This is a genomic window from Streptomyces palmae, from assembly GCF_004684805.1.
In the GTDB taxonomy this organism is placed as follows: Bacteria; Actinomycetota; Actinomycetes; order Streptomycetales; family Streptomycetaceae; genus Streptomyces; species Streptomyces palmae.
The window spans coordinates 1-10,867 of record NZ_SRID01000231.1 but is presented as its reverse complement, the minus strand read 5'-3'; the positions used below and the strand labels follow the sequence as shown (position 1 = coordinate 10,867).

Here is a 10,867-nt window from a genome sequence, read left to right as displayed (position 1 = left end):
CGGCGGACGGTCGGCCGGGGCCGCCCCGGAGCGCGGGGGGACGGATCCTGACCGCGGGGCACCCCGTGGGCGGGGTCACCCCGCCCACGGGACCGCCGAGCCGGGTGTCACTCCGTCACACGGCCGTGGCTGTGCCGGTCCTGGACGACGCCGCCCTTGGCCGCGCCGCCCCGGGTGGCCGCCTTCTTCACGGGCTGGTGGAGCGAGCTGAGGTCATGGGCGTAGGTGCCCACCAGGTTCGCGATCACATCGATGTTGTTGTCCAGGGCGGTCATGTCGATGTTGGAGAGGTCGTCGCACGCGGCGTGGTAGCACTCGTCGTACGCCTTGCCCGCGGTGCCGCCGTACTTCGCGGCCTGCTCGGGGGTCTTGATCACTTCCGCCCCGGTGTCGGTGCCGCCCGCCGGGATGCCGGCCTCGATGAACGGGCCGTAGTCAGAGCGCCCGGTGAAGTCGGTGCCCTCGTGCGGGACCCCGCGGCCGTCCATGAAGCTGTTGATCAGCTTCTCGATCTGGGCGGACCCCTCAGGGCCGGGGCCCGCGCCGGTCTGGTCGGAGTCGTCACCGTCGAAGACGAACTGCGCGTAGTTCGGCGAGGCGATCATGTCGAAGTTGAGGTAGGCCGCGATCTGCCTGCGCTGCGCCTCGGGCAGCTTGCCGACGTACGCCTCGGAGCCGAGCAGTCCCAGCTCCTCCGCCGACCACCAGGCGAACCGGATCTTGTGCGCCGGCTTGTCGTGCGCCTTGGCCAGCTGGAGCGCGACCTCCAGCAGTCCGGCCGAGCCCGAGCCGTTGTCGTTGATGCCGGGGCCGCCCGAGACCGAGTCCAGATGGGCGCCGAACATCACGGTGCTGTCGGCGTCGCCGCCCTTGGTCTCGGCGATGACGTTGTCGGTGGTCCGCTTCTCATGGAACTCGCGGATCTCCAGATTGACCGTCACCTCGCCGCGCGCGGCCTCGGCCATCAGCGCCTCACCGTCGGCCTGGGTGATCCCGCCGGTGGGGACGCGGCCCGCGTCCGGGTCGCCGAGGGTGCCGGAGAGCGCGCCGTCGGTGTTGTTGTAGATGATCGCGCCCACCGCGCCCGCGTCGGCCGCCGCGGCCTGCTTCTCCGCGAAGGTGCAGCCGCCGCGCTTGATCAGGGCGATCTTCCCGGTGAACGCTCCCGCGGCGTAGTCGCCCGGCTCGCAGCCGGTGGTGTCGTCCACCGGGACCGCGGCCACCGCGGCCCGTATCCCGCCCTCCGGCGAACTCCTGGTGTACGTCATGGTCTTCACCGACAGCTCGCGCGGCGTCGGGGAGACCACCGACAGCTTCTCCGCCAGGGTCTGCACGTAGATGAAATCGAAGGGGTCGTAGGAGACCTTGTAGCCCGCCTTGCGCAGCAGCTTGGCCACGTACTCGGTGGAGGCGACGTGACCGGGCGAACCGGCGGCCCGGTTGCCGTCCGAACGTTCCGCGATCTCCTGAAGCTTCTCCAGATGTCTGCGGGCGTCGGCCGCGGTCGATTTCTTGACCAGGTGCCGAGCCAGCCGAGTGGCCTGCTTGGCGTCATCGCCGCCGCGGGCGGTGGCGCCGGCGGAGGCCGGTGAGGCGGCGGATATCAGCAGCGGAGTGGCCAGTGCCACGGCGGCCAGCGCGGCGATCGCCCGGCGGGTGGGCGGGAGCGTGCGTATGTCCACGGACGTGATCCTTCCCGGCAGAGACCGGTGCGCCGGTGCGCCCCGGTGAGCATCGCTGCATCCTGCCCAGCCAGGGCGGCGGGGATGCATCAGGGACGGGAGTCGGGTGCCGTTCCGCGGGGCGGGTGCGGCGCACCCGGATCGGCGGCCCGGTGGGCGGTCCGGACCGGGCCCGGTTCGGCGGCCCCGGGCACTCCCTCGCCACGGTCCTCAACCCCCCTTGGCGGCCCGCTTGGCCTCCTGTTTGTACGCGCGGACCTTCGCCAGTGAGCTGGGGCCGGTGATGTCCGCCACCGAGCGGTAGGAACCGGCCTCGCCGTACGGTCCGGCGGCCTCCCGCCACCCCTGGGGCCGGACGTGGAACTGCTTGCCCAGCAGCGCCACGAAGATCTGCGCCTTCTGCTTGCCGTAGCCGGGCAGCGCGTTCAGCCGGGCCAGCAGCTCCCGGCCGGTGGTGACGTCCCGCCAGACCGCGGCGGCGTCACCGTCGTACTGCTCGACCAGATGGCCGCAGAGCTGCTGCACGCGCCTGGCCATCGCGCCCGGATAGCGGTGCACCGCGGGCTTCTCGGCGAGCAGCGCGCCGAACCGCTCCGGGTCGTAGACCGCGATCTCGTGCGCGTCCAGGTCCTCCCGGCCCATCCGCCGCGCGATGGTGTACGGACCGGAGAACGCCCACTCCATCGGTACCTGCTGGTCCAGCAGCATCCCGACGAGCAGGGCCAGCGGGCTGCGGCCCAGCAGCGCGTCGGCCTCCGGCTGCTGGGCGAGTCGAACGGTGCTGTCCATAGGCGTCCGGGGGTGTACGGGGGTCCGTCGCACCCCGGCCTCCTTCCTGCCGCTCCTGCCGCGCCGCGGTCCAATCCCCCCGCGTCATCGGTCCGTTCCCGGGGGCCGGTCCATCTCCCGCGTCCCGGTCCGTCCCCCTAGGCCCGGTCCGACTTCCGGGTGTCGGGCCGGCCTCCGCGCCGTGGCGCCCGCGGGCCGCGTCCGTGCGCCGCGTCGGCCGTCCGCCGTCCTGGGGCCATTCTCCGAGGGGTGCGCCGGGCCCGCCACTCAACGTGGCGGCCGGTCACCCGGTGCGTATCGCGTACCCGTCCAGTGCCGGGGCCAGCAGGTCGAAGGCGGTACGGGCCCGCTCGGCCACCTCGGCGGCGATCAGGTCGTCGTCCTGGCCGGCGAGGGTGCGCCGCTGCAACTCCGTGAAGAGCACCCGGTAGACCCCGCTCAACTGGGCCGCGACCACCCGGGGTACGACGTCCTCCGGGGAGCTGCCGGTCTCCGCGGCGAGCGTGTCGGCCAGCGCCTGCTCCCGCCGCTCGTGCAGCTCGCGCAGCCGGGCCAGCAGGGTGGGGCTGTCGGCGACCATCCGGGCGAACGCCGGGCCGGAGAAGCCGATGACCTGGTCCCGGCGGTCCACCGCGGTGAGGAAGGCGCGCCGCAGGGCGGCCAGCGCGGATTCCCCCACGGCCCGGCCGGCGACCGTCTCGGCCGGGCCGGCGACGAACTCCTCGGAGTGGTCGAGAGCCAGGTCCTCCTTGTGCGGGAAGTAGTTGGTGACCGTCATCTTGGCCACCTGGGAGGCGGCCGCGATGTCCGCGATGGTCGTCGTGTCGAAGCCGCGCTGCAGGAAGAGCCGGGTGGCCTGGTCGGAGATGGCTCGGCGGGTCGCCCGCTTCTTCTGCTCGCGCAGCCCCGGCGCGTCGGCGCTCATGTCTTCGGCCTCCTACCGGCGATTTTTAGGTCGGACCTCATTTTATGTTGACACCTTCGAAGGTTCGTCCTAATTTTATGTCGAGCACAAGAAAATCGCCAGGGGGGACCCAATGCGCATCAACACCACCACCGTCTCGCTCACCGTCGACGAGGTGCCCGCCTCGGTCGAGTTCTTCACCCGGCACTTCGGCTTCCAGGTGGAGATGGAGGCGGATGGCTTCGCCTCGCTGGGCCGGGAGGGCGCCCCCAACCTCGTGCTGCTGCGACGCGGCATCGAGGTGCTGCCGGAGGACCTCCGAGAGCAGCGAGCCGCGGGCGTGATCATCGCCTTCACCGTGGACGACCTGGCGGCGGAGGAGGCGCGGCTGCGGTCCGAGGGGGTCGCCATCACCCTCCCGATCAGGGAAGAGCCCTGGGGCGAGCGGCTGTTCATGGTCACCGATCCCAACGGCGTCATAGTCGAGCTGGTCGAGTGGGTCACCCCGGCCGGCCAGGCGGAGTGACGGGTCCGCGCCCGGCGCCGGGGCGTGTCCAGCGTTTTCCGGGCGCTTCACTCGTAGGGGTTGATCTGGGCGGGGGGCTGCGTGGTGGTCCGGGGACGGGGGTAGCGCTGCCCCCGTTGTCCGAGGTCGTCGGCTCCCGCCCGTGCGGGGGCGCGGCGGATTCTGGGGAGGGTCCGGATACCGATGAGCCAGCCGTTCGTGCTGCCGCAGTTCTACATGCCGTATCCCGCGCGGCTGAACCCGCATCTGGAGGAGGCCCGGGAGCACTCCAAGAAGTGGGCCCGCCGACACGGGATGCTGGAGGGGTCCGGGGTCTGGGAGGAGAGCGACCTCGACTCCCACGACTACGCGCTGCTGTGCGCGTACACCCATCCGGACTGCGACGGCCCGGCGCTCTCGCTGGTGACGGACTGGTATGTGTGGGTCTTCTTCTTCGACGACCACTTCCTGGAGCTGTTCAAGCGCACCCAGGACCGGGCGGGCGGCAAGGAGTACCTGGACCGGCTGCCCGCCTTCATGCCGATGGACCTGTCCGCGCCTGTTCCGGAGCCGCGGAATCCGGTCGAGTCCGGGCTGGCCGACCTGTGGGCCCGCACCGTCCCCGCCATGTCGGCGCAGTGGCGGGCCCGGTTCGCGGAGAGCACGGAGAACCTGCTCAACGAGTCCCTCTGGGAGCTCTCCAACATCAACGCCGACCGGATCCCCAATCCGGTGGAGTACATCGAGATGCGCCGCAAGGTGGGCGGCGCGCCCTGGTCCGCGGGGCTGGTCGAGTTCGCGGCGAACGCCGAGGTCCCGGCCGCGGTGGCCGGCTCACGGCCGCTGCGGGTGCTGAAGGACAGCTTCTCCGACGCCGTCCACCTGCGGAACGACCTGTTCTCCTACCAGCGGGAGGTGGAGGACGAGGGCGAGTTCAGCAACGGCGTGCTGGTCCTGGAGACCTTCCTGGACTGCACCACCCAGGAGGCGGCGGAGGCGGTCAACGACCTGCTCACCTCACGCCTTCAGCAGTTCGAGGACACCACCCTGACCGAGCTCGGGCCGCTGTTCGCGGAGACGGGTCTGCCGCCGGACGAGAGCGCGCGGGTGCTGGCCTATGTGAAGGGCCTGCAGGACTGGCAGTCCGGCGGGCATGAGTGGCATCTGCGGTCCAGCCGCTATATGAACGAGGGCGCCGTGACCTCGGGCACCCCGCTCCCGGGCGGCCTCGGCGGGCTCGGCGGCCTTCCCCGGTCGGGGGCCTCGCCCCGGCCCACCGGGCTGGGCACCTCCGCGCTGGACGTCTCCGCGCTGCTGGTCGGCGGGGCGGGCCGGCTGCGCGGCCGCGGCCACATCCCGTACCGCGGCACCGGTCCGTCCCTGCTGCCCGAGTTCCGGATGCCCTTCCCCGCGGCCCGCAGCCCGCATCTGGAGGGCGCCCGGCGGCATGTCCTCGAGTGGGGGCACCGGATGGGCATGCTGGAGGCCCAGCCCGGGGTGTTCGGCTCGGGGATCTGGGACAGGGCCAAGTTGGCGGGATTCGACTTCCCGCTGTGCGCGGCCGGCATCCACCCGGACGCCTCGCCGGAGCAGTTGAACCTCACCTCGGGCTGGCTGACGTGGGGCACCTACGCGGACGACTACTACCCCGTGGTCTTCGGCCGGGTCCGGGACCTCGCAGGGGCGCGGGCGGCCAACGAGCGGCTCAAGCTGTTCATGCCGGTGGACGGGGGCCGCGATGCCACCCCCGCCCCGGGGAACGCACTGGAGCGCGGGCTGGCCGACCTGTGGGCGCGCACCGCCGGTCCGATGACCCCGGACGCGCGGCGCACCTTCCGGAGCACCGTGGAGGACATGGTCGACAGCTGGCTGTGGGAGCTGGCCAACCAGGCCCAGCACCGCATCCCCGACCCGGTGGACTACGTCGAGATGCGCCGGATGACCTTCGGCTCCGACCTCACCATGAGCCTGTGCCGGCTGGCCCACGGGCGGCAGGTGCCCGAGGAGGTCTACCGCAGCGGCCCGATGCGCTCCCTGGAGAACGCCGCCGCCGACTACGCCTGCCTGCTCAACGACCTCTTCTCGTACCAGAAGGAGATCGAGTACGAGGGCGAGGTGCACAACGGCGTCCTGGTCGTGCAGAACTTCTTCGACTGCGACTGCCCGACCGCGGTGGCCATCGTGCACGACCTGATGGACTCCCGGATGCGGCAGTTCCAGCACGTCGCCGCCCATGAGCTGCCGGTGCTCTACGAGGACTTCGACCTCTCCGGCCAGGCCCGCCGGATCCTGGACGGCTATGTGCGGGAGCTGCAGAACTGGCTGTCGGGCATCCTGGTCTGGCACCGGGAGTGCCGCCGCTACGGCGAGGCCGAGCTGCGGGCCGGGGTGGCGGCGCCACGCTGGGGCGAGGGCCCCACCGGTTTGGGCACCTCCGCGGCCCGCGCCTTCAGCGCCGCCGCCAGTCGCTGAGCACCTGCTCGATGTCGAAGGGCTGGAGTCGGAGCGGCGGGCCGGGCGGCGGCATCCGGAGCGCCGCCTCGATCTTCTCGTTGATCTCGGTGATGATCCGGCGCACCGCCGCCTCCGTCCGGGCCCGCCCGACCGCGTCCAGGGCGTCCTCGGCCTCCTTGCGCAGGGCCAGCGCCGGCGGCAGGAAGGCGACGTTCTCCCGGCGCATCTTCTCCTTGATCCACCACTCCTCGTCATAGGGCTGGCGGAGATCGGAGAGCGGTTTGCCGAAGCCGGGGAGGTTGGTGAACTCGCCACGCTCCTCGGCCTCGCGGATCTGCCGGTCGGTCCAGGTCTCGAAATCGACACCGGGCGGCTTGCGTTCGGTCACCGCGGGCCCCTCTCTCCGGAGTGTTCGGGATGTGGTCCTCTCCGTCCAGCATGGCACGGCAAGTTCGGGCGCCGGCTGGTCCGAGCGGGTGGTGTCCGGTTCGGGCGCGAGCCTGTCCGTACGCGGTGGTTGCGGGTGCGGGCGTAGGCCTGCCCGTACGTGGTGGCGGCCGGTTCGGGCGGGGACCTGCCCGCACGGAGTGGCCGCCGGTACGGGGCCGGCTTGGCCCGGCGCGGTGGCGACCGGAGTCAGCGGCTGACGCCGACCGCGTGCCCGAAGGTCTCCGGAGCGGTGAGGAAGTCCACCATCGCCCGGGCCACATCGGCCCGGGCGATGGTGGCCCCGGGCGGGCCCGACTCCAGGCTGTGCCGGTAGCCGCCGGTGCCCGGCCTGTCGTCCAGCTTGGGCGGACGCACCGCCGTCCAGTCCAGGCCGCTCTCGCCCAGCACGCGCTCCATCCGCTCCAGATCGGTGTAGACCTCGCGCAGGACCGCCCAGAGCAGCGGTGAGGCCACCTTCCGGGTGGCGAAGCCCTGGCCCGCGCCCGAGCGGTTCAGCGGTGCCGCGCTGACGACCACGATGCGCCGCACCCCCGTGGCGGACATCGCGTCGACCGCGGCGCGGGCCGAGGTGGAGGCGGGACGGAGAGGGTCCTTCCGGCCCGCCTGGCCGATGCCTGAGAGCACCGCGTCAGTGGTCTCCAGGAAGGGCTTGAGGGATGTCGCGTCCAGCGCGTCGCCGCGCACCACGGTCAGCCTCTGGTGCCGTACGGCGAGCCGCGCCGGTTCCCGCACCACGGCGGTGACCTGGTGCCCGTCCGCCAGCGCATGGCTGACCAGATGTTTGCCGACGCCGCCGGTGGCGCCCAGCACGGTGATGTTCACGACCCCTCCACGAAGGTGAGTGAGTGCCCACCCAGCAGTGTGGGTGAGCACTCACTCACCCGTCAAATAGGATCCCTCCATGACCTCCGAAGCCGCCCCGCCGCCACTGACCGGCAAGGCCCCCACCCGTGCCCGGATCCTCGACGCCGCCGCGAACCTGATGGTCACGGTCGGCCTCACCCGCACCACCACCAAGGAGATCGCACGGGCGGCCGGCTGCTCCGAGGCGGCCCTCTACAAGCACTTCCGGGACAAGGAGGAGATCTTCATCCGGGTGCTCAAGGAGCGCGCGCCCCGGCTCTCCGACGCGCTGGGCGAACTGTCCGCCCGGGCGGGGCGAGGGGAGGTGGCCGAGCACCTCAGGGAGGTGACCCGGATCGCGGTGGCCTTCTTCCGGCAGAGCTTCGCGATGGGCGCCTCGCTCTTCGCCAGTCCGGACCTGCTCGCCGCGCACCGCCGACGGCTGGCCGAGGACGGGACGGGCCCGCACGAGATGCCCCGGCTGCTGGCCGACTACCTGCGCGCCGAGCAGGCGCTGGGGAGGCTCTCCGCCGACATCGACCCGGACGCCGCGGCGGCGCTGCTCATCGGCGCCTGTTTCCACCGGGCCTTTCTGACCCTGTTCTACGCGGAGGAGGCCCCGGAGGGCGCGCTGTGCCCCGAAGGGGAGGAGGAGTTCGTGGTCGAGGCGGTACGGGCCCTGCTGAAGGGAATCGCGCCGGAGGCGGACCGAGCCTGAGGGGGCGCGTCGGGCCGGGCCCGGGCGCCGGCCGGATGACCGTGCCCGGGCCTGGGCGAGACCGCCCGCGTGAGGGCTGCCGGGGGAGTGCCCCCGCTCGTACCCGAGCCGGGGCCAGACCGTATGCCCACGGGTCCGCAGACCCGTACGTCCGTCAGTAGCCGATCGTGAAGCGAGTCCGGTGGTGCCGGGGGTTCTCCGCCTCGTCCAGGAGGGCGATCGCCAGGTCCTCCATGGAGACCGCGGAGTTGCCCTCCGCGTCCACCAGCAGTTCGTCCGTGCCGAGCCGGAACCGGCCGGTGCGCTCGCCCGGTTCCAGCAGCGCGGGCGGGCTCAGGTACGTCCAGTCCACACCCTGTTCGGCGCGGCAGACCTCCAGTTGGGCGGTGCAGGCCCGGGCGATCGGGCGCAGCTCGGCGGGGAAGTCCGGGGCCTCCTCCACGGTGCCGCCGGTGCCCGGCACCTTCAGACTGCTGGCGCCGCCGACCAGCAGCAGTCGTACGCCGCTGCGGGCGAGCCCGGCCATCAGCGCCCGGGCGGTGGCGACCAGTTCCGGTTCGCTCCCCGGCGCCGGGCGGGTGGCACTGATCACCAGGTCCTGGCCGGTGGTCAACTCCGCGACCTCGTCGGCCCGGTCCGCGCGCCCGGTACGTATCCGGGCGGCGGCCGGCAGATCGGCGGCCCGGGAAGAGTCGCGGACCACGGCTGTCACCTCATGGCCGCGGGACAGCGCCTCGGACACGACGCGGCGCCCCACATTGCCGGCTGCTCCGAACACGGTGATGCGCATACTGCTCAGCTCCTTCGTGCCCCTTCGGGGGCGTGTACCGACTGGGTGGTGGGACGAGAGGGGAGGGAAGTGGGTCAGCAGGCCCGGGCTCGCGGCGCGGCCGGCGTGCTCTCCGGCAGTGCGTCCCGCTCCGGGTCAGGGGCCGGTTCCCGCGCTGCCGCCGGATCCGCCGCGGAGGCCGGTCCGCCGCGGGGGCGCCGTACGCCATGGGTCTGCGCGGCGACCAGTGCGGCCAGGACCGTCAGCCCGCCCAGCATCTGGAGCCCGGTGAGCCCCTGGTCCAGGACGAGCCAGCCGAGGGTGGTGGCGACCACCGGGCTGAGCAGTCCCAGGAAGGTGACGTCGATGGGCGGCAGGGCCCGTATGCCGCGGAACCAGAGGCTGTAGGAGATGGCCGCGCCGACCACCGAGAGGTAGGCGTACCCGGAGAGGTTGGCGCCGGTGAGCGAGGAGGGCGGCGGGCCCTCGACGGCCAGTGCCACCGGAACCAGCAGCAGTCCGCCGGCGGTGAGCTGCCAGCCGGTGACCGCCAGCAGCGGCGCGGGCGCGACCCAGCGCTTGCTGAGTACCACCCCGGTGGCCATGACCGCCGCACCGCCGGCCGCGGCGGCGACCCCGACGGTGTCCAGCGCGGCGTTGGCGCGCAGTACCAGCAGGCTCACCCCGGCGACTCCGGCGAGGCCGGTGAGCACGGTGCGCAGGGTCAGCCGTTCACCGAGCAGTCCGGCGGCGAGAACGGCGGCCAGCAGGGGTTGCAGGGCGCCCACGGTGGCGGCGACTCCGCCCGGCAGCCGGTAGGCGGCGATGAAGAGCAGTGCCAGGAACACCCCGATGTTCAGGGCCCCGAGCACCAGGGACCGCCACCACCAACTGCCCTTCGGCAGGCGTCGGGTGATGGCGATCAGCGCCAGCCCGGCCGGCAGCGCCCGGATCACCGCGGCCAGCAAGGGCCGGCCCGGAGGCAGGAGTTCGGTGGTGACGAGGTAGGTGGACCCCCAGATGGCGGGAGCCAGCGCGGTCAGCAGGATGATCCCGATCCGATTCCTTAGCACTAAGCAAATGTATCTCAGTGCTAAGAGATCTGTCGAGGTCGTGCCAGGAGACGGGTCGAGGGGCGGCGAGCGCGCACCCCGAGGAGAGGCTTCCGAACGGGGACGGCCACTCGGCCCGCCGGACGGCGTTGACTACGCTGGGCCGATGGCAGATCACGTCGACCGCGTCCTGGCGCAGTGGGCCGCGCAGCGCCCCGACCTGGACGTCTCCCCCATGGCGGTGATCGGACGGCTGTCCCGGGCGAGGCAGCTGATCGACACCGAGCTGCGCCGCACCTTCGCCGCGCACGGCCTGGACAGGCCCTCCTTCGATGTACTCGCCACCCTGCGGCGCAACGACCCCCCGCACCGCCTCACCCCGGCCGAACTGATGCGCAGCGCCATGGTCACCTCGGGTGCCATCAGCCAACGGCTGGACCGGCTGGAGACGCGTGGACTGGTGGCCCGGCTGCCCAGCGAGTCGGACGGGCGCAGCGTGGAGGTCACCCTCACCGAGGAGGGTCGCGAGCTGATCGACAGGGCGCTGCCCGACCATGTGGCCACCGAGGAACGGGTGCTCGCCGCGCTCGGACCGGATCAGCGCGAGGCGTTGGCCGGGGCGCTGCGCGTCCTGCTGGAGTCCCTCGGCGACAAGGTGGACTGACCCGGTCCTCCAGACCCCAGACCCCAGACCCCAGACC

Annotated in this window: 11 protein-coding genes; 4 read left to right on the top strand and 7 right to left on the bottom strand. The window is 72.5% G+C overall.

Annotated features, from left to right (window positions below; all coding sequences use genetic code 11):
- Positions 1-107: 107 nt before the first annotated feature.
- The 3 genes from E4099_RS21550 to E4099_RS21540 form a co-directional block, all read right to left on the bottom strand.
- Positions 108-1,637 carry a M28 family metallopeptidase gene (locus tag E4099_RS21550; RefSeq protein ID WP_386390387.1) on the bottom strand — a complete coding sequence of 510 codons (1,530 nt, stop codon included), beginning with the start codon at positions 1,635-1,637 and terminating at the stop codon, positions 108-110.
- A 255-nt stretch (positions 1,638-1,892) separates the two neighbouring features.
- Positions 1,893-2,471 carry an HhH-GPD-type base excision DNA repair protein gene (locus E4099_RS21545; RefSeq protein ID WP_135340750.1) on the bottom strand — a complete coding sequence of 193 codons (579 nt, stop codon included), beginning with the start codon at positions 2,469-2,471 and terminating at the stop codon, positions 1,893-1,895.
- 283 nt (positions 2,472-2,754) lie between these two features.
- Positions 2,755-3,396, bottom strand: a complete 642-nt coding sequence (locus tag E4099_RS21540; protein ID WP_135340749.1) for a TetR/AcrR family transcriptional regulator — start codon at positions 3,394-3,396, stop codon at positions 2,755-2,757.
- Between the two features lie 112 nt (positions 3,397-3,508).
- Between E4099_RS21540 and E4099_RS21535 the strand changes: the two genes are divergently transcribed.
- Together E4099_RS21535 and E4099_RS21530 are read left to right on the top strand one after the other, a co-directional pair.
- Complete coding sequence (locus E4099_RS21535) at positions 3,509-3,901, top strand: VOC family protein (RefSeq protein ID WP_135340748.1); 393 nt, start codon at positions 3,509-3,511, stop codon at positions 3,899-3,901.
- Between the two features lie 183 nt (positions 3,902-4,084).
- Positions 4,085-6,352 (top strand): family 2 encapsulin nanocompartment cargo protein terpene cyclase, encoded by a 2,268-nt coding sequence (locus E4099_RS21530; protein ID WP_135340747.1) that lies wholly within the window; start codon positions 4,085-4,087, stop codon positions 6,350-6,352.
- On the opposite strand, the gene E4099_RS21525 is transcribed toward E4099_RS21530, so the two are convergent.
- Together E4099_RS21525 and E4099_RS21520 are read right to left on the bottom strand one after the other, a co-directional pair.
- On the bottom strand, positions 6,330-6,722 hold the full coding sequence (locus E4099_RS21525) for a DnaJ family domain-containing protein (RefSeq protein WP_135340746.1): 393 nt from the start codon (positions 6,720-6,722) through the stop codon (positions 6,330-6,332). The genes E4099_RS21530 and E4099_RS21525 overlap by 23 nt on opposite strands.
- A 248-nt stretch (positions 6,723-6,970) precedes the next feature.
- On the bottom strand, positions 6,971-7,606 hold the full coding sequence (locus E4099_RS21520) for an NAD(P)-dependent oxidoreductase (RefSeq protein ID WP_135340745.1): 636 nt from the start codon (positions 7,604-7,606) through the stop codon (positions 6,971-6,973).
- 79 nt (positions 7,607-7,685) lie between these two features.
- Here E4099_RS21520 and E4099_RS21515 point away from each other — a divergent pair, with 79 nt between their 5' ends.
- Complete coding sequence (locus tag E4099_RS21515; protein WP_135340744.1) at positions 7,686-8,345, top strand: TetR/AcrR family transcriptional regulator; 660 nt, start codon at positions 7,686-7,688, stop codon at positions 8,343-8,345.
- Positions 8,346-8,499: 154 nt separating this feature from the next.
- Here the strand turns inward: E4099_RS21515 and E4099_RS21510 are convergent, their stop codons facing one another.
- The gene (locus tag E4099_RS21510; RefSeq protein ID WP_135340743.1) at positions 8,500-9,135 is read right to left on the bottom strand and encodes an NAD(P)-dependent oxidoreductase; all 636 of its coding nucleotides are present in this window, start codon (positions 9,133-9,135) and stop codon (positions 8,500-8,502) included.
- Positions 9,136-9,209: 74 nt separating this feature from the next.
- Positions 9,210-10,187 carry an EamA family transporter gene (locus E4099_RS21505; protein ID WP_135340742.1) on the bottom strand — a complete coding sequence of 326 codons (978 nt, stop codon included), beginning with the start codon at positions 10,185-10,187 and terminating at the stop codon, positions 9,210-9,212.
- 145 nt (positions 10,188-10,332) lie between these two features.
- On the opposite strand from E4099_RS21505, the gene E4099_RS21500 reads away from it, so the two are divergent.
- Positions 10,333-10,830: a MarR family winged helix-turn-helix transcriptional regulator gene (locus E4099_RS21500; RefSeq protein ID WP_135340741.1), complete on the top strand. Its 498-nt coding sequence runs from the start codon at positions 10,333-10,335 to the stop codon at positions 10,828-10,830.
- Positions 10,831-10,867: the final 37 nt, after the last annotated feature.

Coding starts and splice junctions, on each gene's coding strand:
- E4099_RS21540 (WP_135340749.1), bottom strand. CDS start 3,396: ATGAGCGCCGACGCGCCGGGGCTGCGCGAGCAGAAGAAGCGGGCGACC.
- E4099_RS21515 (WP_135340744.1), top strand. CDS start 7,686: ATGACCTCCGAAGCCGCCCCGCCGCCACTGACCGGCAAGGCCCCCACC.
- E4099_RS21500 (WP_135340741.1), top strand. CDS start 10,333: ATGGCAGATCACGTCGACCGCGTCCTGGCGCAGTGGGCCGCGCAGCGC.
- E4099_RS21530 (WP_135340747.1), top strand. CDS start 4,085: ATGAGCCAGCCGTTCGTGCTGCCGCAGTTCTACATGCCGTATCCCGCG.
- E4099_RS21545 (WP_135340750.1), bottom strand. CDS start 2,471: ATGGACAGCACCGTTCGACTCGCCCAGCAGCCGGAGGCCGACGCGCTG.
- E4099_RS21535 (WP_135340748.1), top strand. CDS start 3,509: ATGCGCATCAACACCACCACCGTCTCGCTCACCGTCGACGAGGTGCCC.
- E4099_RS21510 (WP_135340743.1), bottom strand. CDS start 9,135: ATGCGCATCACCGTGTTCGGAGCAGCCGGCAATGTGGGGCGCCGCGTC.